Origin of the sequence: Lelliottia sp., assembly GCF_045627565.1 — a bacterium.
Taxonomy (GTDB): domain Bacteria; phylum Pseudomonadota; class Gammaproteobacteria; order Enterobacterales; family Enterobacteriaceae; genus Enterobacter.
Map to the genome: position 1 here is coordinate 1 of NZ_JAZQNX010000001.1, position 25,650 is coordinate 25,650.

29 protein-coding genes and 3 pseudogenes are annotated in these 25,650 nt (G+C 51.1%); 15 read left to right on the forward strand and 17 right to left on the reverse strand.

Translation table 11 applies throughout. The annotated features are described in order from the left end of the window. The 6 genes and pseudogenes from ACKI5T_RS00005 to ACKI5T_RS00030 all read right to left on the reverse strand — a co-directional run. Window positions 1–104 (reverse strand): annotated as a pseudogene (locus ACKI5T_RS00005) (site-specific DNA-methyltransferase); the annotation flags it as partial. Window positions 105–252: 148 nt separating this feature from the next. Continuing rightward, window positions 253–444: a TrmB family transcriptional regulator gene (locus ACKI5T_RS00010; protein ID WP_407434693.1), complete on the reverse strand. Its 192-nt coding sequence runs from the start codon at window positions 442–444 to the stop codon at window positions 253–255. Between the two features lie 222 nt (window positions 445–666). Continuing rightward, window positions 667–1,161: pseudogene (locus ACKI5T_RS00015) on the reverse strand (antitermination protein); the annotation flags it as partial. Then, window positions 1,152–1,415 (reverse strand): annotated as a pseudogene (locus tag ACKI5T_RS00020) (replication protein); the annotation flags it as partial. The pseudogenes ACKI5T_RS00020 and ACKI5T_RS00015, both read right to left, overlap by 10 nt. Window positions 1,416–1,500: 85 nt before the next feature. Then, on the reverse strand, window positions 1,501–2,040 hold the full coding sequence (locus ACKI5T_RS00025; RefSeq protein WP_407434695.1) for a toxin YdaT domain-containing protein: 540 nt from the start codon (window positions 2,038–2,040) through the stop codon (window positions 1,501–1,503). 28 nt (window positions 2,041–2,068) lie between these two features. Further along, a complete protein-coding gene (locus ACKI5T_RS00030) occupies window positions 2,069–2,320 on the reverse strand; it encodes a helix-turn-helix domain-containing protein (RefSeq protein ID WP_133632243.1) in 252 nt (83 codons plus the stop codon). 127 nt (window positions 2,321–2,447) lie between these two features. On the opposite strand from ACKI5T_RS00030, the gene ACKI5T_RS00035 reads away from it, so the two are divergent. Continuing rightward, window positions 2,448–3,140: a helix-turn-helix transcriptional regulator gene (locus ACKI5T_RS00035; protein WP_133632404.1), complete on the forward strand. Its 693-nt coding sequence runs from the start codon at window positions 2,448–2,450 to the stop codon at window positions 3,138–3,140. Between the two features lie 317 nt (window positions 3,141–3,457). On the opposite strand, the gene ACKI5T_RS00040 is transcribed toward ACKI5T_RS00035, so the two are convergent. After that, window positions 3,458–3,961 carry a hypothetical protein gene (locus ACKI5T_RS00040; protein ID WP_407434697.1) on the reverse strand — a complete coding sequence of 168 codons (504 nt, stop codon included), beginning with the start codon at window positions 3,959–3,961 and terminating at the stop codon, window positions 3,458–3,460. A gap of 227 nt (window positions 3,962–4,188) precedes the next feature. On the opposite strand from ACKI5T_RS00040, the gene ACKI5T_RS00045 reads away from it, so the two are divergent. The 6 genes from ACKI5T_RS00045 (at window position 4,189) to ACKI5T_RS00070 (ending at window position 10,075) form a co-directional block, all read left to right on the forward strand. After that, the gene (locus tag ACKI5T_RS00045) at window positions 4,189–4,353 is read left to right on the forward strand and encodes a YdaE family protein (protein WP_407434698.1); all 165 of its coding nucleotides are present in this window, start codon (window positions 4,189–4,191) and stop codon (window positions 4,351–4,353) included. Window positions 4,354–4,491: 138 nt separating this feature from the next. Continuing rightward, a complete protein-coding gene (locus ACKI5T_RS00050; RefSeq protein ID WP_407434700.1) occupies window positions 4,492–7,302 on the forward strand; it encodes a RecE family exodeoxyribonuclease in 2,811 nt (936 codons plus the stop codon). Between the two features lie 14 nt (window positions 7,303–7,316). Next, on the forward strand, window positions 7,317–8,357 hold the full coding sequence (locus ACKI5T_RS00055) for a RecT family recombinase (protein ID WP_407434702.1): 1,041 nt from the start codon (window positions 7,317–7,319) through the stop codon (window positions 8,355–8,357). Window positions 8,358–8,395: 38 nt separating this feature from the next. Continuing rightward, complete coding sequence (locus ACKI5T_RS00060) at window positions 8,396–8,638, forward strand: DUF4060 family protein (RefSeq protein ID WP_133632246.1); 243 nt, start codon at window positions 8,396–8,398, stop codon at window positions 8,636–8,638. 59 nt (window positions 8,639–8,697) lie between these two features. Further along, complete coding sequence (locus ACKI5T_RS00065; RefSeq protein ID WP_072140054.1) at window positions 8,698–8,955, forward strand: excisionase; 258 nt, start codon at window positions 8,698–8,700, stop codon at window positions 8,953–8,955. After that, complete coding sequence (locus ACKI5T_RS00070; protein WP_407434704.1) at window positions 8,936–10,075, forward strand: phage integrase Arm DNA-binding domain-containing protein; 1,140 nt, start codon at window positions 8,936–8,938, stop codon at window positions 10,073–10,075. The genes ACKI5T_RS00065 and ACKI5T_RS00070 overlap by 20 nt, the downstream gene beginning before the upstream one ends. A gap of 151 nt (window positions 10,076–10,226) precedes the next feature. Here ACKI5T_RS00070 and dcp read toward each other — a convergent pair whose 3' ends face one another. Beyond that, the gene (gene dcp, locus ACKI5T_RS00075; protein WP_407434706.1) at window positions 10,227–12,266 is read right to left on the reverse strand and encodes a peptidyl-dipeptidase Dcp; all 2,040 of its coding nucleotides are present in this window, start codon (window positions 12,264–12,266) and stop codon (window positions 10,227–10,229) included. Between the two features lie 153 nt (window positions 12,267–12,419). Between dcp and ydfG the strand changes: the two genes are divergently transcribed. Together ydfG and ACKI5T_RS00085 are read left to right on the forward strand one after the other, a co-directional pair. Beyond that, window positions 12,420–13,166 (forward strand): bifunctional NADP-dependent 3-hydroxy acid dehydrogenase/3-hydroxypropionate dehydrogenase YdfG, encoded by a 747-nt coding sequence (gene ydfG / locus ACKI5T_RS00080; protein WP_407434708.1) that lies wholly within the window; start codon window positions 12,420–12,422, stop codon window positions 13,164–13,166. A gap of 91 nt (window positions 13,167–13,257) precedes the next feature. Then, the gene (locus ACKI5T_RS00085; RefSeq protein WP_059178809.1) at window positions 13,258–13,944 is read left to right on the forward strand and encodes a GntR family transcriptional regulator; all 687 of its coding nucleotides are present in this window, start codon (window positions 13,258–13,260) and stop codon (window positions 13,942–13,944) included. Window positions 13,945–13,987: 43 nt separating this feature from the next. Here the strand turns inward: ACKI5T_RS00085 and ACKI5T_RS00090 are convergent, their stop codons facing one another. Continuing rightward, the gene (locus ACKI5T_RS00090; protein WP_407434710.1) at window positions 13,988–14,419 is read right to left on the reverse strand and encodes a universal stress protein; all 432 of its coding nucleotides are present in this window, start codon (window positions 14,417–14,419) and stop codon (window positions 13,988–13,990) included. A 295-nt stretch (window positions 14,420–14,714) separates the two neighbouring features. Between ACKI5T_RS00090 and ydfZ the strand changes: the two genes are divergently transcribed. After that, window positions 14,715–14,918, forward strand: coding sequence for a putative selenium delivery protein YdfZ (ydfZ, locus tag ACKI5T_RS00095; RefSeq protein ID WP_407434712.1), 204 nt, complete (start codon window positions 14,715–14,717; stop codon window positions 14,916–14,918). A 44-nt stretch (window positions 14,919–14,962) separates the two neighbouring features. Here the strand turns inward: ydfZ and ACKI5T_RS00100 are convergent, their stop codons facing one another. The 5 genes from ACKI5T_RS00100 to ACKI5T_RS00120 all read right to left on the reverse strand — a co-directional run bounded on the left by ACKI5T_RS00100 (window position 14,963) and on the right by ACKI5T_RS00120 (window position 20,768). Next, on the reverse strand, window positions 14,963–16,426 hold the full coding sequence (locus ACKI5T_RS00100; RefSeq protein WP_407434713.1) for a mannitol dehydrogenase family protein: 1,464 nt from the start codon (window positions 16,424–16,426) through the stop codon (window positions 14,963–14,965). Window positions 16,427–16,647: 221 nt separating this feature from the next. Then, window positions 16,648–18,033, reverse strand: a complete 1,386-nt coding sequence (locus tag ACKI5T_RS00105; RefSeq protein ID WP_407434715.1) for an MFS transporter — start codon at window positions 18,031–18,033, stop codon at window positions 16,648–16,650. A 50-nt stretch (window positions 18,034–18,083) separates the two neighbouring features. Further along, entirely contained in the window at window positions 18,084–19,103 is a 1,020-nt protein-coding gene (locus ACKI5T_RS00110) for a Zn-dependent oxidoreductase (protein ID WP_407434717.1), read from the reverse strand. A gap of 14 nt (window positions 19,104–19,117) precedes the next feature. After that, window positions 19,118–20,332 (reverse strand): D-mannonate dehydratase ManD, encoded by a 1,215-nt coding sequence (gene manD, locus ACKI5T_RS00115; RefSeq protein ID WP_407434719.1) that lies wholly within the window; start codon window positions 20,330–20,332, stop codon window positions 19,118–19,120. Window positions 20,333–20,441: 109 nt separating this feature from the next. After that, window positions 20,442–20,768, reverse strand: coding sequence for a YnfA family protein (locus ACKI5T_RS00120; RefSeq protein ID WP_012017322.1), 327 nt, complete (start codon window positions 20,766–20,768; stop codon window positions 20,442–20,444). 152 nt (window positions 20,769–20,920) lie between these two features. Here ACKI5T_RS00120 and ACKI5T_RS00125 point away from each other — a divergent pair, with 152 nt between their 5' ends. Both ACKI5T_RS00125 and speG read left to right on the forward strand, forming a co-directional pair. Then, complete coding sequence (locus ACKI5T_RS00125; protein WP_407434721.1) at window positions 20,921–21,259, forward strand: DUF1283 family protein; 339 nt, start codon at window positions 20,921–20,923, stop codon at window positions 21,257–21,259. A gap of 24 nt (window positions 21,260–21,283) precedes the next feature. Further along, window positions 21,284–21,844 (forward strand): spermidine N1-acetyltransferase, encoded by a 561-nt coding sequence (gene speG, locus ACKI5T_RS00130; RefSeq protein ID WP_012017320.1) that lies wholly within the window; start codon window positions 21,284–21,286, stop codon window positions 21,842–21,844. A 22-nt stretch (window positions 21,845–21,866) separates the two neighbouring features. Here the strand turns inward: speG and ACKI5T_RS00135 are convergent, their stop codons facing one another. From ACKI5T_RS00135 to ACKI5T_RS00145, 3 genes are all read right to left on the reverse strand, one after another. Then, a complete protein-coding gene (locus tag ACKI5T_RS00135) occupies window positions 21,867–22,577 on the reverse strand; it encodes a YnfC family lipoprotein (protein ID WP_407434723.1) in 711 nt (236 codons plus the stop codon). A 128-nt stretch (window positions 22,578–22,705) separates the two neighbouring features. After that, entirely contained in the window at window positions 22,706–22,984 is a 279-nt protein-coding gene (locus ACKI5T_RS00140) for a methyltransferase (protein WP_407434725.1), read from the reverse strand. A gap of 11 nt (window positions 22,985–22,995) precedes the next feature. Further along, complete coding sequence (locus tag ACKI5T_RS00145; protein WP_407434727.1) at window positions 22,996–23,271, reverse strand: hypothetical protein; 276 nt, start codon at window positions 23,269–23,271, stop codon at window positions 22,996–22,998. A 307-nt stretch (window positions 23,272–23,578) separates the two neighbouring features. On the opposite strand from ACKI5T_RS00145, the gene ACKI5T_RS00150 reads away from it, so the two are divergent. The 3 genes from ACKI5T_RS00150 (at window position 23,579) to osmY (ending at window position 25,633) form a co-directional block, all read left to right on the forward strand. Further along, the gene (locus tag ACKI5T_RS00150; protein ID WP_133632261.1) at window positions 23,579–23,884 is read left to right on the forward strand and encodes a DUF1161 domain-containing protein; all 306 of its coding nucleotides are present in this window, start codon (window positions 23,579–23,581) and stop codon (window positions 23,882–23,884) included. A 130-nt stretch (window positions 23,885–24,014) separates the two neighbouring features. After that, entirely contained in the window at window positions 24,015–24,629 is a 615-nt protein-coding gene (gene dmsD, locus ACKI5T_RS00155) for a Tat proofreading chaperone DmsD (RefSeq protein WP_407434729.1), read from the forward strand. A gap of 290 nt (window positions 24,630–24,919) precedes the next feature. Further along, complete coding sequence (osmY, locus tag ACKI5T_RS00160; protein WP_407434731.1) at window positions 24,920–25,633, forward strand: osmoprotectant ABC transporter permease OsmY; 714 nt, start codon at window positions 24,920–24,922, stop codon at window positions 25,631–25,633. Window positions 25,634–25,650: the final 17 nt, after the last annotated feature.

The following is a 25,650-nucleotide window of genomic DNA, read 5'->3' on the forward strand; positions in this document are numbered from 1 at the left end:
TCGGTAACAATCAGATCGACGGAGTTATCGGGGAGTGAAGCAACATAGTGAAGGCAATCAGCGTTGATTAATTCAGCACTGTTTATTTTTACAGTATTATACATAGATCAGTAAGCGGGTCTCTGGTAGGCTCACTCTGCTTTAGCGCTAAAGCGGTGGGCCTTGGTTCGCTTGTGACCTTCTACATGAGCAAATGGCTGGCTGGGTGCTACAACACCCACCAGCCGCCCATTCCCACAAAAAAAGCCCCCATCACTGGAGGCGCTTGTAACTTCCAAATTGATATTCTGATAATCCAGCCAACACCAATTGTGTGAGTATTAACTGGCAGCGTTCGTGGCTGAGGTGGGTATTCTGCGCTATCTCGCCAGCAGTAGCCGGCGCGTCGGCTAATTCATTTAAAACTGCTTTTGCTTCTTCTGTCATATCCAACTGATTTAGCATGTCTTTTTACCCTTAGTAATGGCGTGACATACAGATAACTCTGGTTGGAACGAACAGCAAGGTATCTTTGCGAGGGCATAAAAAAGCCCCACGGTGTTAACCGCAGGGCTGGAATTTTTTGCTAGTTCAACGAAGTCAGTAACCCATCGTTAGAGATAAATTAACACAGATTCGGGAAAAGTAAATAGCTCACGACAATATCGAGAGCTATTAAATAACCAACTATCTAGTTATCCGTTTTAGCTGCGCTTCTGCCCATGCTTCTTCGATATCGAATTTCGTGATCAACTGGTCGTAGAATGGTTTCACTGACTTTTTCCAGGTATCAAGCGTGATGGCATAAGTAATCTGGCAAACAGCCGCATGCGCTTCAGTTGAAGGAATACGCTCGTACCCTCTTCCACTACAACGCTTGCAATCAGTCAGGACCGGTACACCCTGTTGTTCGGTGAGCTTTTTGTTAACTGCTTTGCCGCGCCCCAGGCAGTCATTACATGCGCAACTCACGACCCGCTTCCCCTTACAACTTGTGCAAAGCACTTTGACGGTCTCGCGAATCTGGCGTTTTACCTCGAAATCACTCGGAGATTGCTTCAGGTCTTTTGCGAACTGTGGGAGTTTCATGGTGTAGTGCGATTTCATAGTGAATACATCGGCCTCAATAAAGCCACTCCCTGAACAGCAATCGCACTGCTTCACGCTGGCGGCGCTGCGGGAACGTGCGAATCACTCAGATCGGTGAGCTCGGCGATCACTGTGTTCGTTACCCGATCCTGTTTCTTGTTCCAGCCGTAGGTAAGCCAGATCACCGCCTCAAAACACTGCCACTCTCGACCTGACATTTTCAGACGAGGCTTGAGCTGTTGAATCTCATTTGCGACCTTGGTGTACCCGTTCGACAGGTCGACCATACGACCTCCCGGTTGTTCGTTTTTATTGGGGAAATTGATAATTTCAGCGGTATTTGACATACTTAGCTCCGCATTTGCCTAACAACTGATGCACAAGAAAGTCGGATCTGTTCGAGCAGACCGGCTTTCGCCATTTTAGAAGTAGTCACATAACCCCCAGCATTGAAGTAACCATCGCCATCAACGGCCCGATTTGCTCAGGCATGAGACTGAATAGAGACGCGATCCCTTCGCTAACCTCTTTCAGCTTCTGATGCTCCGGTGCGTCGAGGATAATTGCCTGTTTTGCTTCAGCGACTTCTTTCTCGGCTTTTGCAAGTCGTGACAGCTTGCAGTCGGCGCCAATTAGATAAGTTCGATATTCGACCGGCAGCACGGCCATGATTGCCGGCGTCAGTTGGCTAACATTTTCGCGATACTGTTCAGAGTCGAAGCGGTTGTCTAAAAATCTGAACAACTTCTGCCGAGCACGACTAAGATCTTCTGGAAATTCGATACTATCTCCCCCCTGCCGTCTCCACTCCTCAACGATGTAGGCCGACACGACATCTTGGCCCGCTGTAGCTGCCCAAGCGCGCACCGCCTCGCGAATTAGTTCCTGGCTTTGAAACTGCCTTGGTTGAGAGCGGTTTATCAGCGCCCCTGGCGCTAATCCGTTACTGTGTTTGTACGCAAGTGATTGCATAAATTTTCATCCGAAGTTGTGCCAGTAGCTAAGCGGTATAATTATCAGGAGGTGGAAAGATGGATGGCAGATCCGGGCGGAATTCGTAAGCAAGGATTTCACCACCAACAGCATTTACCAGCTCAGGTACGTGAACTGGAGATATACGTTTCTTTCCGTTTAGCCAGTCGCATATAGTGGACTGGGCTTTACCACAACGTTTTGCCAATTCTTTCTGGCTGCCAGCGATGGCGATTGCTTTCGCCACTGCAGGGTTTTTCTCTACTATTTTGTTTTTCATAATCACCTCAGCTATCAGTTTTGAGCGATTATGTTTATCACAATAGCGAATGTCAATCGCATAGGCGATTTTTTGCTTAATAATCGCTTGAGCGATAGAGTTAAGGGAGTCATTATCAGAGGTGAATATGGGATTCTCAGAGCGCTTGGCTCAGGCAATGAAGCTGGCTGGATTTACTCAGGGCCGATTAGCCAAAGAAGTAGGCATGGCACAGTCCAGTGTTAATAAGCTTTTGAAAGACGCGAACGGTTCTCGCAAAACTGTTGAGATCGCCTCTGTTCTCGGAGTTCGACCAGAATGGCTATCTACTGGTGAAGGCGAAATGAATTCAATTAACAATGAAGGCACTTCATCACCAAACCATCTTAAGGTCTCGCAATCAGGAATTTACCGAGTTGATGTGCTCGACGTAAAAGCCAGCGCAGGCCCAGGTGCATTAGTTACAAGTGATTTTATAGAAACTATAAGAGCGATCGAGTACACAAGTGAGCAAGCGCGTGCCTTGTTCGGGAACCGACCAGCTACGAACGTAAAAGTTATCACGGTTAACGGCGACAGCATGGATGGCACCATATCCCCCGGGGATCAGATCTTTGTTGATACGGGTGTTACGCAATTTGATGGTGACGGGGTTTACATCTTTGTCTTCGGGAAAACCCTACACGTCAAACGCCTGCAGATGCAGCGTGACCGACTGGCAGTGATCTCTGATAACCCGATTTACGAGAAATGGTACGTTGAAGCTGGCGACGAAGACCGATTCTACGTCATGGCTAAGGTACTGCTAAGGCAAACAATTGACTACAAGAGATTTGCATAACCCGCTGAGGCGGGTTTTTTTATTCCCTCGATATTTCCTCTCCATTTTCCCCTCGATGAAAGTCCAAAACCTAACTTTTTTAACTGCGATTGAAAAAATATCGCTTTAACATTCAATTCATTATCACCTAAACTTCGCCAAATATCGCCTATACGATTGACCACACCAATCGCTTTAGCTATTATCCTTCTGGTAGACAACCAGCGGCATTCCACCGCTACTAATTAAGCGCATCAGGTTCAACGTTCCGCTGGCCGGCGATAAGGCATAAAAAAGCGCCCCAAAGGACGCTTAGCTCTTTAAAAATCTGAATATCCTCAAGACCAAGGAGCATAAATCTCAGGATTGTAGTTTGAAACGTTCATGCTATAGACGGAGTCACAATTATGGCAACGAGATTGAAAATACCATTTTTTTGTATGGCTATTAAAAGAGGCTTCACCAGTTGGTTGCAGTATCGATATCTGACGCTTGGCATGACATTGTGGGCAAAGATGCACTTCTACCTGCTCCTCACCCACAAGTTCTTTTTTAGAATATACAAAAGAACCGAAATCAAGTTGATTAAGAACGTAACCTTCTGTCTGGGAACTAAAGTCTTCGTACTCTGCAATTTTTGCTTTGAGAAGTATTGCCTCTTCCTCACGCTGACGAATCAAATCGTAAAGAGAGAAGCACTCCGCCTGAAGTGTAATTAATCTGCTCTGAAGTTCGATAGTTGCAGCTTTGACCTCCGCGTCAGTTTTTGCGTCATTAATGACTTTGGCTAGCCCAGCAGTCTCCTTTATAGCGGCCATGGCCGCTGATAGCTCAGCAATCACTTCGAGTACTCTTCTTCTTGTTGGGGATATCCAGATTAAACGAATCCTTGTTGTTGGGGAACAGCAGGATCCACCGAGCCTGGTGTGGTCAAAAGACAGGCATTACAAGGAGATCAAAGTGACTGATTACGCACGTAAACCATCACGGAAGCAGGCCGTAAAACTGAACCTCTTCGAGGTGATTCTTCGCCGCCTGTGCTATCTGCTGGCGCAAAAGGGGAATCCAGATGTGTAACTCAACGAAATGCGGGTACTGCGGCAAGCCGGTTGAACCGGAGGAAGTAGTTAAAAGTACCCTTCTCTATCGCAACGGCTCACAGCTGGCGCGCAAAGAAAAAGAATACTGTTCTGAACGTTGTGCTTCGTACGACCAGATGGCCCACGAAAGCTAACGTAAAAGCCGCGCAAGGCGGCCCGTACGTCCGGTGACACCGACCAAAGTTACACCGGAAAACTAAACAAAACCAAAGTTCACCCAATGGGCGCTATCTCTGGCCCGGGGATCTTACATCCAAAAAAGAGGATCTCACATGGAATTTTTCTATGTAGTTAAAGCTACGCAGAAATCCGGCAAAGAAGACGCAGTGGTTTGGTTCACTGCGAAATCCGAAGCTCGCGCCAATCTGCAGCTCGATGTTGAGCTTGAAGATGCTGGTATTGAAACTGGACGGGGTAAGGATTACCAGAAACCGATCCGCACTGATTTCCCGGTCTATGACGACCTGCCGGGAGAAAGCACAGTGGATTACACCTGGTGCAAGCGCTACGAACTGGATGAAGACCAGCGCACGTGGCAGAAAAAAGTAAAGGTTGAAGAAAAAAGCCATACCACCAGCGAATTAGAATCTGGCTCATCAACAGCTTTAGTCGAAAAATTCCGTGAGCCAGAAACTCCTACGCTGTTCACTGTCGCGACACTGCCGTTGCGCCATCGGATACTGGCAGAATTTCTGGCTGAAGAAGAATACGCCTATCACATCGATGCAGAACTGAAAAATGAAGTTCAACGACTGGTCATGGATGTGGATAACAGCTATGTCCAGAACTTGCTTCTTGCCGCTGAAAACGTAGACGGGTTCAAAACCGCGAACGAATGCACCATCTGGAAAGCTGTAAACGCCGTTAAAAGCATATTTCCACAGGAAAAGCGTTCCGAACTAGCAACATTGATCCATTTCCTCACCATCTGGTTTGCAACCGACCACATTGACCGCGGCATTCTTGTACGCGAATGGGCCGCTGGCAATCGCATTAGCAATGTTCAGCGCACCGATTCCGGTACGAATGCCGATAGCGGTTATGTCACCGATCGCGGCGAAGGTGCGCACCATACTTTGGACACTCTGGATCTGGAAATTGCCTGCGCCCTGCTACCGATGGACTTCAACCATCTGGAGATACCAGGCAGCATCCATCGTCGAGCCAAAGAAATTGTGGCGAAAAAAGAAGAACCGTGGAAGTCATGGAGCGCCATCCTGCGCAATCAACCGGGCGTTCTGGCGGTAAACCGCGCGGCAATTTTTAACCTGATTCGCATCGCGCCCGAGAACATCCACCGCACGCCTGCAGCTCATCTTGAGTTCGTTAACCAGACTATGACGGCTGAATTCAATGCAGCGGTAGAGTTGCTGCCGATGCCTACCCCAATTATCGAAACTGAAGTTACGTTAGAGCAACCGCAAGTTGAAAATCTCGGCAGCGGCGTGTTCTCCATCGATGGTCTGATGAATGAAAAACCAACAGAAAAAGATGACCGGTCATCGGTTAAAGAGGAGAACTTCAGCCATGAGCAGATGGAAAAGGCTCAGCCAGAGAAAGTCGAAATTAATGATGCGGTACCACCAGTCGAAGGCGCTGTTACAGCTGATCCGCAAGCAAATATCCTAGCGCCGGCTGATGTGCTTGCCGCCGCGGCACCAAGCCTCGCGAACCAGAATAAGCCAGATGTTAACCAAAAAGATGATTCAGTCAGCCATAACAGCGATTTTGTAAACCAGTACGCGCCAGAGCCGGTACAAAACGAGCCAGAAGCGAAACAGGCCGAACCAGAATATCCGGCTTACTTCGAACCGGGCCGCTATGAAGGGCTGCCAAATGACGTCTATCACGCGGCGAATGGCATCAGCTCGACGCAGGTTAAAGATGCGCGAGTGAGTCTGATGTATTTCAACGCGCGTCACGTAGCTAAAACTATCCCTCGCGCACCTTCCAAAGTATTGGATATGGGCAACCTTGTACACGCACTGGCTCTTCAACCTGAAAATCTCGATGAAGAATTCAGTGTTGAACCGTTGATTCCGGAGAGTGCCTTTACCACGACTGCAACACTTCGCGAGTTCATCGACACGTATAACGCCAGTCTGCCGGCACTGCTGAGCGCTGACGAAATTAAAGCCCTGCTGGAAGCGCACAACAGCACCCTGCCACCTCAGGTCTCGCTTGGCGGATCGCTTGAAGAAACGGCTCAAAGTTACATGGCGCTGCCAGATGAATATCAGCGTATCGAAGCAGATCAGAAACAAACCGCCACGGCGATGAAAGCCTGCATCAAAGAATATAACTCCACCCTTCCATCGCAGGTGAAAACCAGCGGCAACCGCGATGCCTTGCTCGAGCAGCTGGCGATCGTCAATCCTGACATGGTCGCACAGGAAGCACAGAAGCCGGCACCGCTGAAAGTGTCTGGAACCAAAGCTGACCTGATGCAGTCCGTGAAATCCGTGAAACCGGATGCCGTGTTTGCCGACGAACTGCTGGATGCATGGCGCGATAACCCGGGCGACAAGATTCTGGTGACGCGCCAGCAGCTGGCGACCGCGTTGGCCATTCAGTCGGCCCTGCTCGCCCACCCGACCGCCGGCATGCTACTCCAGCACCCGAGCCGTGCAGTGGAGGTCAGCTACTTTGGCTTTGACGATGAAACTGGCCTGGAAGTGCGTGTCCGCCCTGACCTTGAGATCGACATAGACGGCGTGCGTATTGGCTCTGATCTGAAAACCATCAGCATGTGGAACATTAAACAGGAAGGACTTCGCGCCAAACTTCACCGCGAAATCATCGACCGTGATTACCACCTGAGCGCGGCAATGTACTGCGAAACTGCAGCATTGGATCAGTTCTTCTGGATCTTCGTCAACAAAGACGAGAGCTACCACTGGATAGCCATCATCGAAGCATCCGCAGAACTGCTCGAACTGGGCATGCTCGAATATCGCAAATCAATGCGCGCTATCGCTACTGGCTTCGATACTGGCGAATGGCCAGCGCCAATCACCGACGATTACACCGATGAACTGAACGACTTCGACCTGCGCCGCCTTGAAGCGCTGCGTCTGGCTTAATGGAGGAACTGACTATGCAAAACACCAACATCATTACGACTGAGCAGGCACCCAACACCATTTCTGCCAGCAATGCTGTGTTTAACGTACAGGCTTTGGGTCAACTGACCTCATTTGCTGAGCTGATGGCGCAGTCCGCCGTTACCGTTCCAAAACACCTGGTCGGTAAACCTGCCGACTGTATGGCAATCGTTATGCAGGCTATGCAATGGGGCATGAATCCGTACGCAGTTGCACAGAAAACACACCTTGTAAACGGCGTGCTGGGCTACGAAGCGCAGTTGGTTAATGCGGTTATATCCAGCTCCAGCGCCATTGTGGGTCGCTTTCATTATGAATATGGCGGCGACTGGGAAAAGATCGCCGGTAAGAAAGAAAACCGCGATGAGTTGGGTCTGTACATTGAGGTCGGTGCAGTCCTGCGCGGTGAAAAGGAAATCACTTGGAGCGAACCAATTTATCTGGCTGATGTTTCGACCCGAAATTCTCCGCTGTGGAAAACGGCGCCCAAGCAACAGATCGCATACCTTGCAGTGAAGTACTGGGCTCGCCTTTACTGCCCTGAAGTCATTCTCGGCGTTTACAGCCAGGATGAGGTTGATCAACCTGCAGAGAAGGAAATTAACCCGGCGCCGCAGCGTGTCAGCCTCACGGAAATATCTGGTGACACCGTAACAACTACACAAAGTGCGAAAGAATCCGCCGTCACTGTTGATGCCCTGGCCGATGACTTACGTGGCCGAATCGAGACGGCTCAGGATGTGGACTGTGCAAAGGCACTTCGCGCAGACATCGAAAGCATCAAAGTCACGCTAGGTTCGGCTCTTTTCACCGAACTTAAAAACAAAGCCGTGAAGCGCTACTACTTGGTAGACGCACGTAACAAAGTAGAAGCAGCAATCAATTCCCTGCCGTCCACGGATGAACCCGATGCAGCAGAACGATTCCTGGAGGTTGAGCGCGTACTGGCATCAGCAAAACGTCATCTGGGCGAAGAACTGCATGAGCAGTTCAGCATCACCCTAGCGGATATGAAACCGGAATACGTGGCTTAGGGAGATCGGGAGGGGAAACCCTCCCTTAAGGAGACAATATGCGACTAATCAATCGAGGTAGTAGGCAATCCCCTTTGGCTCGTCAGGCATGCGACATAGCACTCGCCGCTCATCAGGGGCGTTACGGCAATTACGGGCGAAGCAAGATGAAAGAGACCTACACCGTGAGAGTTGAAGGTGTGAAAGTTTGGGTTGAAGTGGTGAATCGTAAGGCGAGCTACGTGGCCACAGCGATGACCGGCATGCGCCGCCTACGATCCTTACCCGGGCAGGCAGCCTGATATTGAAATATCACCATACCGGGCTTTGATGGCTCATATTAATCAAACTGGAGGTTTTCATGGGGCAGCTCGTCAGCTTAGAAGATTGGGCTTCCGGTCCTAACGGCTTTAAGCAACCACCATCCAGAGCGTCGCTGCACAGGATTGCAAAAACAGGACAAACAATCCCAAGGGCGCTGAAACAAGGCCGGCGATGGGTTATCGATGAAGAGGCCAAATTCATTGGCTTGCTCGCATCGCCGGTTCTACCACCACGCATGCCGAAAGCGGTGAAGACGCTTATGGAGCGAGTAATTAATGGCAGCCAGACCACGTAATCACAGGGTTGATATCCCAAATCTCTATTGCAAGCTGGATAAGCGCAACAGCAAAACCTACTGGCAATACCGGCACCCTTTAACCGGTCAATTTATCGGTTTTGGTACCGATCAGGAGGCGGCCAGACTGGCCGCCACTGAACTGAATCGACTGCTGGCGCAGCAGGAAGCTGCTCAGTCGTTTGCCCTGATCGATATGGTCAGCCATAAGAAGGTTAACGCAAAGAAATCGATGCGGATGCGCGTATGGATCGAACGGTATTTGAAAATTCAGGAGGAGCGACTCAGCAATAAGGAGATAAAAATCAATACGCTTAAATCCAGAAGGACCTGCACCAACGTGCTGGCTGAAAGGATGCCAGACATTGCCATTCAGGAAGTCACCACCAAAATGCTGGCGGCCATCACCGATGAATATAAAGCCAGGGGCAAAGCACGAATGGCGCAAACACTCCGTAGCGTCTGGGTTGATCTGTTCAGAGAAGCGCAGCACGCAGGTGAAGTTGAGCCTGGGTATAACCCGGCGCTGGCCACAAGAAAAGTCACTGTCCGGGTGACCCGTTCGCGACTGAACCTTGAGATGTGGAAGGCGATATTCGAAGCGGCCGGTAATATGGCACCCTACGTCCAAAACTCCATGCTTCTGGCAGTGGTAACCGGGCAGCGCCGCGGTGATATCGCCAAAATGAAGTTCTCTGATGTCTGGGACGGCCATCTCCACGTTGAGCAGCAAAAGACAGGGGCGAAACTGGCTATACCGCTCTCGCTACGCTGCGAGATGTTGGATATCACCCTGGCGCAGGTGATTAAGCGATGTAGGGATCGGGTAGTTAGCCCCTGGCTTCTTCATCACGTGACATCAAGCGGTAATGTGAAGGCAAGCGACCAGGTTGGCCAGAACAGCCTTAGCGTCTCCTTCAAGCTCGCGATCGATAGCACGGGCATTTCCGTGAAGGACGGAAAAACAATGCCGACCTTTCACGAGCAGCGTTCTCTTTCGGAGCGTCTGTATGAGGAGCAAGGCATCAACACCCAGCAGCTACTGGGTCATTCATCAGACAGGATGACAGCGCAGTATCATAACGATCGCGGTCTCGACTGGATGAAAGTGAAGGTGTAGCTACGTGAATAATTGGGCCGTATCCCCCTGCAAATTTCGCAGAATTTAAGGATTCATTTTGGGGAGGAATTTTGGAGGAGTTTTGGGGAAGAAAAATTCTCATAAAAAACCGGGCATCGTGCCCGGTTCTGTTCCCAGCCTGAAAAATCCCTTACGCGTTCAACCCACGATTCACCAGCATCGGTTCAAGCTTTGGATCGTGTCCACGCCACTCACGATAAAGTTCAGCTAAATCAGTGCTATTCCCACGGGACAAAATCGCCTCGCGGAATTTCTGTCCGTTTTCGCGCGTTAATCCGCCGTGCTCTTCAAACCACTGATAGCCGTCGTCGGCCAGCATTTGTGTCCATAAATAAGCGTAATATCCCGCCGCGTATCCGCCGCCGAAGATATGGGCAAAATAACTGCTGCGATAGCGCGGTGGTACGGCAGGCAGATCCAGCCCCTCTTTTTTCAGCGCGGCAGATTCGAAGGTGTCGAGATCTTCTACGTTTTCCTGCGCATCAATCGCGTGCCAGTTCATATCCAGCAGCGCCGCGCTAAGCAATTCGGTCATGTCGTAACCTTTGTTGAACTGCGTGGCATTGAGCATCTTCTCGCGCAGGGCATCCGGCATCGGTTCGCCTGTCTGATAGTGCCGGGCAAATCGGGCGAATACCTGCGGATGGCTGGCCCAATGCTCATTGATTTGCGACGGGAATTCGACAAAATCGCGCGGCGTATTGGTCCCGGATAACGTAGCAAAACGTTGATTAGCAAACAGGCCGTGCAGGGTATGGCCAAATTCATGAAACAGCGTGATGACGTCGTCCCAGGAGAGCAGCGCCGTCTGATCGTTGGCCGGTTTTTGATAATTACAGACGTTGTAAATCACCGGGCGTGCGGAAAACTCGTGCGATTGCTCAACGAAATTGCCCATCCACGCCCCGCCACCTTTGGAATCCCGCGCGAAGAAATCGCCGTAAAACAGCGCCATGCCTTCGCCGTTATGATCGAATATTTCCCACACACGGACATCCGGGTGGTAGACGGGAATATCAAAACGCTCGACAAAACGGATGCCAAAAAGCTGGCTGGCCGCCCAGAACACACCCTCTTCCAGCGCTCTGTTAAGTGCTAAGTACGGTTTGATTTGCGATTCATCAAGCGCGTATTTCCCCAGACGCACCCGCTCGGCGTAAAAGGCCCAGTCCCAGGGCTGCACGCTGAATCCGCCCTGCTCGTCGTCGATTACCGTCTGGATATCCGCCTGCTCCCACTCGGCGCGAGCGCGTGCTGCCGGAACGATACCGCGCATAAATGCCAGTGCCGCCTCCGGGGTTTTCGCCATCTGATCGGCGGTGCTCCAACTGGCGTAATTGTCAAAGCCCAGCAGTTGCGCCTGCCGCGCGCGTAACGCCACCAGCCGACGAATGATGTGCTGCGTATCGTTTTCATCACCTTTTTGGGTGCGCAGCCAACCGGCCATAAACAGATTTTCGCGCGTTTGTCGATCGCGCAACGCTGCCAGCGCGGGCTGTTGAGTGGTGTTCAGCAGAGGAATCAGCCAGCAATCGGCCAGCCCTTTGTCAGTGGCGGCCTGCGCGGCAGACGCGATTTCATCGGGCGATAATCCATCGAGCTGATGAACATAATCCACCACCAGCCCCCCGGCTTTATCCGCTGCCAATAAACGTTGATTGAACTGGCTGGTCAACGACGCTGACTCGGTATTGAGCGCTTTTAGCTCCGATTTTTGCGCATCGCTAAGCTTTGCGCCCGCCAGGACAAAATGCTGATACGTCTGCTCGACCAGGCGACGCGACTCGCCATCCAGCGATTCCCGTCCTTGCCAGACGGCCTCTATGCGAGAAAACAGCGCATCATTCAGCCAAATATCATTGGATAACCCGGCCAGTTCAGTCGAGAACGCCTCATCGAGCTCCTGAAGATAATCGTTGGTATGGGCTGACGTCATGGCGAAAAATACGCTGCTGACGCGGGAAAGCATGACGCCGCTTTTCTCCAGGGCCAGCACGGTATTGACGAAATCGGGCGCAGCCGTGTTTGCAATAATGGCGGCGATTTCCGCCCGCTTCTGGCGCGTCGCCTCATCAAACGCCGGGCGATAATGGCTGTCCTCAATAATATCAAAGCGAGGCGCCTGGTAAGGTAACAAGCTGACTTCAAAAAACGGATTGGCAACGGACATGTTTAACTCCTGCGCAGTATCATTTTCTCAGAGTAAGACAGGCCGCTGCGGGCTGCAATCCCTGGCACACGTCGGGTAACAAAAGTTGCCCTAACGCCGTGCCAACGGGCGTGCTATGGTAATACAACACAAAAAGCGTTGAGGAACAGTGAGATGATTATTTTAGTTACCGGGGCAACGGCGGGTTTTGGTGAAAGCATCACGCGTCGCTTCGTCGCCAACGGACACAAAGTGATTGCAACCGGCCGTCGTCAGGAGCGTTTACAGGAGCTGAAAGACGAGTTGGGCGACAGTATTTTGACGGCACAGCTCGACGTGCGTAATCGCGCCGCAATCGAAGAAATGATGGCGAATCTGCCTGCGGACTGGCGTGCTATCGACGTGCTGGTCAACAACGCCGGCCTGGCGCTGGGCATGGAACCGGCGCACAAAGCCAGCGTTGAGGACTGGGAAAACATGATCGACACCAACAATAAAGGGCTGGTGTATATGACTCGTGCCGTTCTGCCAGGCATGGTCGAGCGCAACCGTGGTCACATCATCAATATCGGTTCCACCGCGGGTAGCTGGCCTTACGCGGGCGGCAACGTCTACGGCGCGACGAAAGCGTTCGTTCGCCAGTTCAGCCTGAATCTGCGTACCGATTTGCATGGCACCGCTATCCGCGTCACGGACATTGAGCCAGGCCTGGTCGGCGGCACCGAGTTCTCTAACGTGCGATTCAAAGGGGATGATGCGAAAGCAGGCAAAACCTATGAGAACACCGAAGCACTGAGCGCTGAAGATGTCACCGAAACGGTCTGGTGGGTGGCGACGCTGCCAAAACACGTCAATATCAATACCGTTGAAATGATGCCGGTCAGTCAGAGCTTTGCCGGTTTAAGCGTGCATCGCGGCTGATAAATTCCTGCCCGGCCTTCGGGTCGGGTATGGGATGCCCGTCAAAAGAATGGTAGTATTCACGGGTTAACTCTCTGAGAAATCACACGCTATGGCCGCTGAATCGCAACTTAATCCCACCCAACCTGTTAATCAGCAAATTTATCGCATTTTACGTCGCGATATTGTGCAGTGCCTGATCCCACCAGGAACGCCCCTTTCTGAAAAAGAGGTGTCGGTGCGTTTTGACGTGTCTCGCCAGCCGGTGCGTGAAGCGTTTATTAAACTGGCGGAAAACGGTCTGATTCAAATCCGCCCGCAGCGTGGCAGCTATGTGAATAAGATTTCGCTCTCGCAGGTGCGTAACGGTTGTTTCGTTCGACAAGCGATTGAGTGTGCGGTGGCGCGTCGTGCGGCCTCGCTGGTAGACGATCATCAGTGCTATTTGCTGGAACAAAATCTCCATCAGCAACGCATTGCCATTGAGCGTAAACAGCTCAATGATTTCTTCCAGCTAGATGATGAATTTCATCAGAAGTTAGCGCAGATCGCCGATTGCCAGCTAGCATGGGACACCATCGAAAATATTAAAGCGACCATTGACCGGGTGCGTTACATGAGTCTGGATCACGTCTCACCGCCTGAAATGCTGTTACGTCAGCATCATGATATTTTCACTGCACTGGAAAAGCGCGATGGCGATAGCGTTGAAAAAGCGATGACCCTGCATTTGCAGGAAATTGGAGAGTCCGTGCAGTTAATTCGCATGGAAAATAGCGACTGGTTTACCGAAGATTAATTTATACCGCATTCGCCGGGGAGTGGCGGATGCGGCATAATATTTAACGCACCACTAATACCGGAATTTTGGCGTAACGGATTACGGATTCCGCATTTGAGCCCAGCAGATGTGTCGTCATTCCCGGCGTTTTTGACCCAATCACAATAACGTCGTAATCCTCTTTTGTACTCATCGCGATAATTTCATCGCGCACGTTGCCAAACCGAACTTCGGTATGAATATTCTCAGGTGCGATAGCAAATAAACGTTTCAATGCGTTCATCTTTTTCTCTGATTCCGACACCATAAAGGTCTCGAATTTCTTGATGTCAGAGTTGAATCCTCGCAATAGAGAGCGGCTGCTGTTTGGCAGGATGTTCAGCAGGGTGATGCTTGCGTTATCGGTTCTTGCCAGGAACTCGGCGTGGCGTACCGCTTTATCACTTAAGTCCATTTCAAATACATCAACAGGCATCAGTATTTTCTTGTACATAAGCCTTCTCCTTCTCATATAAATAGATTCTGTTCGCTTAAAAATAGAGTGCCATGCGGAAGCCAAACAAAGGTTAAACAGTCCATCCCTGAAACTATCAGTAAAAGAAAACAAATGTCGGGTTTGTCAGTTCTCGTCGTTATTCGTCAGAAGGACGTAAGATAAAAATTAACGGAAATAAATGTGATTTTGATCAAAAACAAAAAAATAAGATCTGAACAGGCGTATTTATATTCGCCGTCAGCGGCGCAGAAATGACAGCGTCGCGATGTGTTGAATTTGAGGAGTGATAATTATGATGACCTATGACCGTAACCGTAATGCTATTACGACTGGCAGTCGCGTGATGATTAATGGCACGGGCCGCACGGGGAGAATTACCGCGATCCACACGGAAGGCCTTACTCCAGCGCAAGTACGCCGCGGCAAAACGGTGGAAGTAGAAGGATGTGAAGGTAAGTTTGAACCGGTCGAATTGATTCGCCTGGGGATGCACTGATCTTTGCAACGATATGCCGCCGCGAACGGCGGCATAATAGAGCCTTACCTTGCCGCGGCGTACTGCGCAACAGTCGCTTGAGCGCCCTTCGCCACTAACGTCAGATACGCTTTCATAACGGCGTCCACAAACGTTTTTTCCAGCGGCAACTCTTTACCAAAAATCGCCTCAATGCTGAGCAAAGCCTGTACGCGGGTTTCTCCTTCGGCACTCCCGTTAACCGCAGCCTGAATCACGGTCAGTAAAGGATCGCAGACTTCAATTGCATTTCCGCGCTCATCAATACCGCCGACATAACGCATCCAGCCCGCAATCCCCAGCGCCAACAGCGGGAAGCTACGCTGATTCACAAGATGCCAGCGCACAGAATCCAGCATACGCTGTGGGAGTTTTTGGCTGCCATCCATCGCGATTTGCCAGGTACGATGGCGCAGCGCAGGGTTGCTGTAGCGCGCAATCAGCAGATCGGCATAACGCCCTAAATCGACACCTTTCACTTTCAGCGTTGGCGCTTGCTCTTTTAGCATCAGCGCGTGTGCGGCATGACGATAATTTTCGTCTTCCATACAGTCATTAATGTGCTGGTATCCCGCCAGATAACCGAGATACGCGAGGAATGAGTGACTGCCATTCAGCATGCGCAACTTCATCTCTTCGAATGGCACCACGTCGGATACCAGTTCAGCACCGGCCTTTTCCCACTGCGGACGGCCGGCAACGAAATTGTCTTCAACCACCCATTGGCGGAACGGCTCGCAGGCCACACCGGCAGGGTCACGCACGCCCGTGATGCGTTCAATTTTATCGAGCGTTTCGGCCGTGACTGCGGGAACGATGCGGTCGACCATCGTCGAAGGGAACGTGACGTTAGCTTCGATCCAGTCCGCCAGCTCGGCGTCCACCGCGCGTGCATACGCGCAGGTGACATTGCGCATCACATGGCCGTTTTCCGGCATATTATCGCAAGACATCACACTGAAAGCCGGTAACCCCAGCGCTTTACGACGCGCCAGCGCCTCAACCACCACGCCCGGCGCTGATTTTGGATGATGCGGGTTTTGCAGGTCGGCGGCGATTAACGGGTGATCGAGCATCAATTGCCCGGTCGCAGGCGCATGGCAGTAGCCTTTTTCAGTAATGGTGAGGGAAACAATGGCAACCTGCGGCTCACACATCGCATTTAACACGGTTTCAAGGCCGTCAACCTGAGCGTGAAGCGCCTTTTTCACGACACCCACCACGCGTGCAGTCCAGGCATCAGCAGACATTTCCGCCACGGTGTAAAGATTATCCTGGGCAGTGAGATCTGCAATCTGCTGCTCGCCACCAATCAGGTTAATTTCGCAGTACCCCCAGTCGCTGCCATGCTCAGCAGCCAAAATATCGGTATAAACCGCCTGGTGCGCACGATGAAATGCCCCAAAACCGAGATGGACAATCCGTACCTTTAGAGTGTCGCGATTGTACTGTGGGAGCGTGGCGTTGGCCTTTAATAACGGGTTTTCCATGATTGTGACTCGTTTAATAAATGAAGCTGAGATTCGCAGTCGCTCCTAAGGAGCGACTGCGCCTGCTGACTACACCAACTAGAATGGCAGTTGTTGTCAAAAATGACTGCCATTAACCATACTGATACTTCCGATTCAGTTATTGATTTATATTAACTTTTGGTCATGTGGTGTGACATGAACGCCAGGTTGTGTGACAAGTCACGCAAGTTATAAACCAGTCATTGCTCGCGACGAGATGGCAACGCTCCGTACCCCAAGGATTCTTTACGGGGTATTTCAGCTGCATCCTCGGCCAGACTCAAATCACGGTCACGCACTTCTGGCATCAGAATGGCGGAAATCAGACCCACAATTGAATAGGCAATCATCATCACCACGATGGGCCACCACGAACCCGTCATGTTACAGAAAATCCCCGCCAGTACCGGACCGAAACCAACGGCAACCAGTCCGCCCGCCTCTTTTGAAATTGCCATCCGTGTAAAGCGGTTACGTGAGCCAAACATCTCGGCCATGGTGATATTTTCAAGGGCGAACAATCCCAGTACCGCGAAGTTATGAATCACGATAATAGACATCATAATCACGCTCGGGCTGTAACTCTTATCAACGATAATCGACAACATCGGGTACGCCAGAATAATGGCCGATATGTTGAGGATAATATAAGGCAACCGGCGGCCAACCTTATCTGACAGCCAGCCCAGCAGCGGGATGGAGATAAACCCAAGAATCGAGCTAATCATTAATGCATCGGTTGGGATGCTTTTATTAAAGAGCAGTGTCTGGACCAAATAGCCCGCCAGGAAGGTCTGAATCAATCCGGAGTTGCCCGCCTGACCAAAACGCAAGCCGGTGGCAAGCCAGAATGATTTGCTTTTGAACATCGCCCCGAGGGAAATATCTTCCGCTGTTACAACCGGCCCTGTTTGCGCGTCATTTACTTTCTCAAACACCGGACTTTCTTTCAGATTCATTCGCAGCCAGATAGCGAAGATCATCACCACCACGCTTGCGAGGAACGGAATACGCCATCCCCACGCGATCAGCTCTTCACGGTCCAACGCGAAGAACATCACCGCCCAGATTGCCGTTGCGCTCAACGTACCGCAGTTGGTCCCCATCGCGACCAGTGACGAGATAATGCCGCGTTTCCCTTTCGGGGCATATTCCGCCAGCATGGTGCCTGCACCAGAGATTTCTGCGCCTGCGCCAAGCCCCTGAATAATGCGTAACGTCACCAGCAAGATGGGTGCAAAGATGCCAATTTGCGCGTAGGTCGGTAACACGCCGATAAGCGTGGTACAGATCCCCATCATCGTGATCGTGATAAACAGCACCCTTTTACGCCCAATGCTGTCGCCCATTTTGCCAAAAATAAACGCGCCAACGATACGCGCAATATAGCCCGCACCGTAGGTCCCCATCGCCAGAATTAACGCCATGGCGGCGGATTGTTCAGGGAAGAAAATCTCGTGGAAGACCAGTGCGGCCCCCAGTGAATAGAGCTGGAAATCCATAAACTCCAGTGCCGTACCGAGCCAGCCGGAAACGGCTGCTTTCACCAGATCGGATGTCGTTCTTTGAGGTTGTGCTTGAGTCATAATGGCTATCTCTAAAAGGTAAGATGCGTACCACTTATCCGCGTTTGTTGTTATTGCCCGAACGTGAGCAAGACTTTGCAGCACTGCCGCTGATCTTTCTCAAACAGTTCGATTGCGTCTGTTACGTGGTGATAGTCAAAGGTATGGGTAACCAGTTTTTCTGGATTGATCAGTCCTTTTTCCAGCCAGTCGATAACGACCGGGAATTTGTTGGCGTTGAGGCGTGTAGAAAATATCGACAGCTCTTTGCCGGTGATGCCCTGCTGCACAATTTGGCTTGGGTCGCTGGAGAAGCCCATCAGCACAATCCGCGCGGCCGGTGAGGCCAGGGTAATCGCCTCCTGCAGAATCGACGGATGACACGCGGCATCAATGATTAAGGTCGGTTTAACGCCCTTCTCGTCCAGTACCGCCTGAAGGGACTGTTCAGCATTATTGATGACCCAGTCAGCCCCGCTGCGCTGCGCCATCGCCAGACGTTCTTCAATACGATCGACGACGATCACCTGCTTCACGCGATAGACACCTTTCAATGCCTGTACGGTGACCAGCCCCATCGGGCCTGCGCCGTAAATCAGCGCCACATCATGCTCTGTGGGCTGTGCATGCCCGGTGACATTGGCCGCGATAGTGAAAGGCTCCACCATCACCGCATGTTTATCTTCAATCGCATCGGGAATGTGCCACGCATTTTTCGACGGCACGACAGCGTATTCACTGAATCCTCCATCGCGATGCACACCCAATACCACCAGCGAAGTGCACACGTTTGGCTTGCCGACTGAACACGGATAGCAATGCCCGCAGCTAATGACCGGATCAACGGATACACGCTGACCAATGCGCTTCTCATCAACACCCTCGCCCACCGCGTCAATCACGCCGAAGAATTCATGGCCGATCACGCGTGGATATTTTGCAAATGGATTATGGCCACGATAAATATGGCTATCAGAGCCGCAGATACCGGCGAGTTTGATCTTGACACGCACGTCGCCTGCTGCAGGAGCGGGTAACGGACGTTCTTCAATCACCAGTTCATTCGGTTTTTGAATCACTACGCTTTTCATTTTTTGCTCCTGTTTTACCAGTTCCACAAGGTGCCATCTTCGAGACGCGCGACCGGTAAATACGCGGGATCGTACGGATATTTGGCGGCCAGTTTTTCGTCGAACTCAATGCCCAAGCCCGGCTTTTCACCCGGATGCATATAGCCGTTATCGAAGGTCCAGCTGTGCGGGAAGACTTCCAGCATTTGCTCGGAATACCCCATATATTCCTGTACACCAAAGTTTGGCACCCACAGGTCGAAATGCAGCGCGGCAGCGTGGCAAATCGGCGACAGATCTGACGGGCCGTGTGAGCCAGTACGAACCTGATACAGCGAGGCAAAATCGGCAATGCGGCGCATCCCGGTGATTCCCCCCGCGTGGGTCATTGTGGTGCGGATATAGTCGATGAGCTGTTCTTCGATCAGCTGCTTGCAATCCCAGATACTGTTGAATACCTCACCCACGGCAATTGGCGTGACCGTATGCTGACGAATTAAACGGAAGCACTCCTGATTTTCGGCAGGCGTTGGGTCTTCCATCCAGAACAGGCGGAATTCTTCGATACTCTTACCAAAACGCGCGGCTTCGATAGGCGTCAGGCGGTGATGCATGTCATGCAAAAGATGTTCGTCGTAGCCAAACTTGCTGCGCACGGCATCAAACAGTTTTGGCGTGAAATCGAGGTATTTTTCGGTCGACCAGAGCTGCTCTTCCGGCCAGTCACCTTTGGTCGCAGGTTCGTATGCCAGCCCTTTTCCTTTTGACATCCCGTAGGTGGTTTTCATTCCCGGCACGCCGCACTGGACGCGGATCGCCTTGAAGCCCATCTCCTTATGACGCGCATAATCTTCCAGCACATCATCAATGGTCTGTCCGGTGGTGTGGCAATACACCATCACCCCTTCGCGTGACGCGCCACCCAGCAATTGATAAAGCGGCATCCCCGCAGCTTTGGCTTTGATATCCCACAGCGCCATATCCACCGCCGAAATCGCCGACATCGTGACCGGCCCACGACGCCAATACGCGCCTTTGTAGAAGAACTGCCAAATGTCTTCGATTCGGTGTGCATCGCGCCCAATCAGCTGCGGGCAGAGGTGATCTTTCAGGTAAGACGCCACAGAAAGTTCGCGTCCGTTCAGGGTGGCATCACCCAACCCGACGAGACCGTCATCGGTGGTGATTTTGAGGGTGACAAAATTGCGCCCTGGGCAGGTAACAAAAACTTCAGCCCCGACAATCTTCATAATCCGTTCCTTGCATCGTTTGTTGTGATGAAGGAAATTTACTCAACTGAGCTACTACCATACAAGTATTATGATCGAAAAATCATCGTTTGATCACAAAATACGGGGCTTATGTCCGACCCCATCCGGCAACGATAATCAACATGCCGCACAGCGCAACCAGCGCCCCGGCCCAGTCGTAGGCGCTTAATTTCACGCCATCAACGACGCGCAACCAAAGAAGCGCCGTGCATACATAGACCCCGCCATAGGCCGCATAAACGCGCCCACTCGCCGCCGGGTGCAGCGTTAACAACCAAACGAATAAGGCCAGCGCGATGCCTGCTGGCAGCAAAAGGAACACCGACGCGCCGCGTTTTAGCCAGAGCCAGGGCAAGAAGCAGCCGATGATTTCGCACAGTGCGGTCGCAAAGAAAAGCAGCGTTGTTTTGATCATAATTATTGTCGAGTGAGTCAGGGTTTAGACATGATACGCGATAATAAGATTTACTTTTCCATACCTGATGCGCGGGTATGCCGCCATTTTGGTTTGGTGTAGAATTGACGTCGGGTAAACCACTTCTTCGCGCCCAACAAAAGGAACACGCAATGACGACTTTACGCAAACGCCTCTGCCTGGCGACCATGCTTTCCCTGACGGCACTCGCTTTCACCGCGCCGGTTTCTGCGCAAACCAGCAAACTGATTATTGAATCAGGTGATAGCGCCCAAAGCCGCCAGAATGCTGCCATGGACAAAGAACAATGGAATGACACGCGTAATCTTCGCCAGAAGGTAAACAAACGCGCTGAAAAAGAGTGGGATAAAGAAGATGTCGCATTTGATTCACGCGATAAATGCCAGCAAAGTGCGAACGTGAATGCCTACTGGGAACCGAATACCCTGCGCTGTTTGGATCGCCGAACTGGCCGTACCGTTGCGCCATAAAAACGACAGCCAGAAAGGATAATCATGGCCAGCCCGTTAGCAGTAAAACTTAGACCGCTTGAGCGCGAGGACCTGCGCTTTGTGCATCAGCTCGACAATAACGCCAGCGTGATGCGTTACTGGTTCGAAGAGCCTTACGAGGCGTTTGTCGAGCTGTCTGACCTGTACGACAAACACATCCACGACCAGAGCGAACGCCGTTTCGTGGTGGAGTGTAATGGTGATAAAGCCGGTTTGGTTGAGCTGGTTGAGATCAACCACATTCACCGCCGGGCAGAGTTTCAAATCATCATTTCGCCGGATTTTCAGGGGAAAGGCCTCGCCACCCGCGCGGCAAAACTGGCGATGGATTATGGGTTTACGGTATTAAACCTGTATAAGCTCTATCTGATTGTTGATAAAGAGAATGAAAAGGCGATACACATCTATCGCAAGCTTGGCTTTATGGTGGAAGGCGAGCTAATACACGAGTTCTTTATTAACGGTGAGTACCGCAACACCATCCGAATGTGCATTTTCCAGCATCAGTATTTAGTGGAACACAAAGCACACGGCACCACGATTTTGAAACCAACCGCGCAGTAAATGCGCGGTTTTTCATGCCTAATCAATAATAATCAATGCTATTTTTAATCGTAAACTTGCGCTCAACCGCAGGCTTGACGCTCTCATCCTTGATACTCAGATCGCAGCTCACCGGGTTGTCATGTCCATCGTATTCACAGCGTTGTTGCACCGTGCCAAGCTGCTTGTCGTTGAGCAAACTTACTGCGGAATAATCCAGTTTTTTGCGCTTATCTTTTGATGGCGTTGCAGCGACGGAAAGCTGCTGCCCGCCAGCTTTTGTGGTTTTACCCAACGGATAACCATCAGCATCGTAGCGATAGTTCACTTCCATCTCTTTTCCGTGCGCGCTAACAATGAAACCTTTGTCGTCAGTATCCCAGGTCACGCCCGCAGAGGGTAATTCAGCCAGCTGGCATTTGCCCTGCAGCTTGATCTTTTGCTGCTGCGTCTCGGCATCGAGGTAAAAATTGGCGTCAAGCACCAGCGCAACGCCCGTATTCGCGTCGAGATCGTGCAGCTCGAGTTTGTCGAAACATCCTTCAGCAGACAGGGTGCCGGTAACACGTTTGCTTACTTCACCCTTTTCGTTAAACAGCGTCTGGGTGAAATCTTTAACCGGTCCACGTAGTGGGTCAAAATCAAATTCATTCGAAAAACTGGCCATCTCTGGCGTGAACGACAGCGGCGCGGAAGCGTTATCGCATCCTGCCAGTACGCTTGCCAGCGCAATCATCACTGCTAATTTCTTCACATTTTCACCAATACGTGGACGTTAATTCCAATAATATTAGCAATATACAGATGTTTACTTTCGGGTTAAACCTCAATTAAGATTATTTATATCCGTTGAGCCAATAAAGCGTGAACTCTCGTTAAAATTTAGGCTAAAACAGCTTCTATAATCGATAAATAGGACGGTGTATGTATCACCCGGTTGAGTTTTAACCCGGCATCTGCCAGCATATCGGCATATTCTTGCTCAGTGCGCGCTCGCCCTCCGTCAAAGCTGGTCAATAATAATAAAACGATTTCATATCGCCCCGGTTCGTTATTATTGTCTTTAATAACAGTTTCCAGAATTAATAATCGAGAGTTCGCTTTCATTGATTGCCGACAAGTCTGTAATATTTTATTGGTCTGGGCATCTGGCCAGTTCATTAAAATATATTTCAATATGCAGGAGTGAGTGAGAAAAGGCTATCCGGCGATTCATGGAATACCTTGCGGGAAGCCAGTATTCTCATCACTCGCTGCAAAAATACCCCGTCGACATTCAGCTCATCCCTGAGTTGTCCGGCTGTTTTATCCCCCTCAAGGAGTCGGTCAGCAACACCTGGTTCTGCCGCTGCCCGTAATGAGGCCTGCCAGACAAATCCCATACTCTGCTCTAACAAATACACGGCATCTTTACGCTCGGCTTCAGATAAATTTGTTTGTGTTAACATTTCATTTACCTATTTGATATATTAATAAAATAACCAAACAGAAACATCTGTTTGCAAGCCTAAGCATCAAATATTAAAGGCGCCAATCAACACGAGCAGTTTTAAATCACGCGATGGAAAGAAGTCTCTACGTTTTTTCTATAATGTAAAAAATAATGGCCACGCTCTTACCTATATTTCCCGTTTTAACTTTTAAACATAGCCTAAATATTATTTTCTAAGATTTTTCAGAAAGTTGCCTTACAGGTCAGTGAGTGAAACCAAGCCTGCTAGAATGAAAGACACACACAGACAAAAGGAGTTTTCAATGAAACGGTTAACCTGGATTACCACCCTGTTGTTGATTGGTGCTTCACCTGCGGTACTGGCCGCCCCGGATTCTTGCGAACGCGTCAAAAGCGATATTCAACAGCGCATTATCAATAACGGCGTACCTGAATCGGGTTTCACACTGAATATTGTCCCTAACGATCAAGCCGATCAGCCGGACGCGCAAGTTGTGGGTCATTGCGCCAACGATACGTTCAAGATTCTCTACACGCGCACCAGCAGCGGTAATTCTCCCGCCAGTAGCGCAGGTGCACAAGAAAACGCGCCAACCGAGCCGCAATAATCCTCCGCATAATGCGCCCGCCATTGATGGGGATTAATGTTTAATCCCCCTGATTACGCCACACTCTTTCATCATTCTCCCTCCCTAATTTTGAAGCGTGAAAGCACTCACGCGAGCAAGGAATGTTGTGATGAAAGAGGTTTCCACCCGCGAGTCATTCGCCGTGAGCGCCCGAGTCCTCGGCGCATTATTTTACTTTTCTCCTGACAGTGAGCAGGCAGCGCCGCTGGTCGCCGCGTTAACAACGACCGACTGGTATCGCGACTGGCCGCTGGCGGAGGAATCGTTACTGCCCGTCGCCGATACACTGCGCGCAACCGCGGATGAAACCCTGCCCGAGGCCTGGCAACGTCTGTTCATTGGCCCCTGGGCGTTGCCTGCGCCGCCGTGGAGTTCCGTCTGGCTGGATCGTGAGTCCGTGCTGTTTGGGGAGTCCACACTCGCGCTGCGTCAGTGGATGCGCGATAACGGCATTACCTTCGACATGCCGCAAAACGAGCCGGAAGACCATTTCGGGACATTGCTGATGCTGGCCGCCTGGCTGCGTGAAAATGGTCGCGATAACGATTGCGAGCAGCTTTTAGCATGCCACCTGCTGCCATGGAGTCAGCGTTTCCTGGCAGTATTTGTGGAAAATGCTCGCCATCCTTTTTACATCGGTATCGCTGAACTTGCCCAGATGACGCTGGCTGACTGGCAATCCCGCCTGCCGATTCCGGTCGTTGAAAAAACGCTTTATCGTTAACCCTTTCTCCCGTCCGCACGGCTGAATGCTCTGCCGTGCGCGCCCTCATTTGTTACGGTGTCACTTTTCGTTTGTTACGTTTAGGAAAATTCTGGCGACACGCTTTCAGCCCTTCTCCCGTAAGGCATAACCCCCTGTTTATGTTGCTAACGCTGCTTTACTGATTTTGCCGCTTCGCTGGAACCCTTCCCATTCGCTTGCTATAGGTCATATCCCCCTGCCGATACATGGCATAACAACAGGCAATCAATGGGTTGCTATAACGCATGCGCACAGGGAGACACATCGCAATGCACTCATTTTTACTGAAACGCACGCTGCTTTTCGTCGGAGCGATAGTTGTAGTCCTCGCGCTGCTGACGTGGGGAATTGGACTGGATACGATAAAAGCGCGTCAGGTAGACCTGCTTTATTTGGGTCAACAGCATATGATTTTGGTCTTCTCTTCGATGTTTTTCGCCCTCCTGGTCGGGATCCCGAGCGGAATACTACTTAGTCGTCCGGCGGCGCGCGGTGTTGCCGAATACGTGATGCAAATCTTTAACGTCGGTAACACGCTTCCGCCGCTGGCCGTTCTGGCGCTGGCGATGGTGGTGCTGGGCATTGGCGATAAACCGGCGATCGTCGCGCTATTCCTCGCCTCGCTGCTGCCGATTGTACGCAACACCTATGCCGGTCTGTGCTCGGTGCCCCCTTCTTTGCTCGAAGCCGCGAACGGCATCGGGATGACGAAATGGCAGCGTTTATACCAGGTGGAAATCCCAAACGCTTTACCGGTGATGCTGTCCGGTATTCGTATTGCGACCGCGATTAACGTGGGTACCGCGCCGCTGGCCTTCCTGATTGGCGCCAGCAGCTACGGCGAACTGATCTTCCCGGGCATCTATCTGAACGACTTCCCGACGCTGATTTTAGGCGCCGCAGCGACAGCACTTTTCGCTTTGATTCTGGACACGTTGCTCGCTGCGCTGGGCCGAGTCATGAGCCCGCACGTCGCGCGATAACAATAACAAGGAGCCTT

Coding starts and splice junctions, on each gene's coding strand:
- ACKI5T_RS00010 (WP_407434693.1), bottom strand. CDS start 444: ATGCTAAATCAGTTGGATATGACAGAAGAAGCAAAAGCAGTTTTAAAT.
- ACKI5T_RS00025 (WP_407434695.1), bottom strand. CDS start 2,040: ATGCAATCACTTGCGTACAAACACAGTAACGGATTAGCGCCAGGGGCG.
- ACKI5T_RS00030 (WP_133632243.1), bottom strand. CDS start 2,320: ATGAAAAACAAAATAGTAGAGAAAAACCCTGCAGTGGCGAAAGCAATC.
- ACKI5T_RS00035 (WP_133632404.1), top strand. CDS start 2,448: ATGGGATTCTCAGAGCGCTTGGCTCAGGCAATGAAGCTGGCTGGATTT.
- ACKI5T_RS00045 (WP_407434698.1), top strand. CDS start 4,189: ATGTGTAACTCAACGAAATGCGGGTACTGCGGCAAGCCGGTTGAACCG.
- ACKI5T_RS00050 (WP_407434700.1), top strand. CDS start 4,492: ATGGAATTTTTCTATGTAGTTAAAGCTACGCAGAAATCCGGCAAAGAA.
- ACKI5T_RS00055 (WP_407434702.1), top strand. CDS start 7,317: ATGCAAAACACCAACATCATTACGACTGAGCAGGCACCCAACACCATT.
- ACKI5T_RS00060 (WP_133632246.1), top strand. CDS start 8,396: ATGCGACTAATCAATCGAGGTAGTAGGCAATCCCCTTTGGCTCGTCAG.
- ACKI5T_RS00065 (WP_072140054.1), top strand. CDS start 8,698: ATGGGGCAGCTCGTCAGCTTAGAAGATTGGGCTTCCGGTCCTAACGGC.
- ACKI5T_RS00070 (WP_407434704.1), top strand. CDS start 8,936: ATGGCAGCCAGACCACGTAATCACAGGGTTGATATCCCAAATCTCTAT.
- dcp (WP_407434706.1), bottom strand. CDS start 12,266: ATGTCCGTTGCCAATCCGTTTTTTGAAGTCAGCTTGTTACCTTACCAG.
- ydfG (WP_407434708.1), top strand. CDS start 12,420: ATGATTATTTTAGTTACCGGGGCAACGGCGGGTTTTGGTGAAAGCATC.
- ACKI5T_RS00085 (WP_059178809.1), top strand. CDS start 13,258: ATGGCCGCTGAATCGCAACTTAATCCCACCCAACCTGTTAATCAGCAA.
- ACKI5T_RS00090 (WP_407434710.1), bottom strand. CDS start 14,419: ATGTACAAGAAAATACTGATGCCTGTTGATGTATTTGAAATGGACTTA.
- ydfZ (WP_407434712.1), top strand. CDS start 14,715: ATGATGACCTATGACCGTAACCGTAATGCTATTACGACTGGCAGTCGC.
- ACKI5T_RS00100 (WP_407434713.1), bottom strand. CDS start 16,426: ATGGAAAACCCGTTATTAAAGGCCAACGCCACGCTCCCACAGTACAAT.
- ACKI5T_RS00105 (WP_407434715.1), bottom strand. CDS start 18,033: ATGACTCAAGCACAACCTCAAAGAACGACATCCGATCTGGTGAAAGCA.
- ACKI5T_RS00110 (WP_407434717.1), bottom strand. CDS start 19,103: ATGAAAAGCGTAGTGATTCAAAAACCGAATGAACTGGTGATTGAAGAA.
- manD (WP_407434719.1), bottom strand. CDS start 20,332: ATGAAGATTGTCGGGGCTGAAGTTTTTGTTACCTGCCCAGGGCGCAAT.
- ACKI5T_RS00120 (WP_012017322.1), bottom strand. CDS start 20,768: ATGATCAAAACAACGCTGCTTTTCTTTGCGACCGCACTGTGCGAAATC.
- ACKI5T_RS00125 (WP_407434721.1), top strand. CDS start 20,921: ATGACGACTTTACGCAAACGCCTCTGCCTGGCGACCATGCTTTCCCTG.
- speG (WP_012017320.1), top strand. CDS start 21,284: ATGGCCAGCCCGTTAGCAGTAAAACTTAGACCGCTTGAGCGCGAGGAC.
- ACKI5T_RS00140 (WP_407434725.1), bottom strand. CDS start 22,984: ATGAACTGGCCAGATGCCCAGACCAATAAAATATTACAGACTTGTCGG.
- ACKI5T_RS00145 (WP_407434727.1), bottom strand. CDS start 23,271: ATGTTAACACAAACAAATTTATCTGAAGCCGAGCGTAAAGATGCCGTG.
- ACKI5T_RS00150 (WP_133632261.1), top strand. CDS start 23,579: ATGAAACGGTTAACCTGGATTACCACCCTGTTGTTGATTGGTGCTTCA.
- dmsD (WP_407434729.1), top strand. CDS start 24,015: ATGAAAGAGGTTTCCACCCGCGAGTCATTCGCCGTGAGCGCCCGAGTC.
- osmY (WP_407434731.1), top strand. CDS start 24,920: ATGCACTCATTTTTACTGAAACGCACGCTGCTTTTCGTCGGAGCGATA.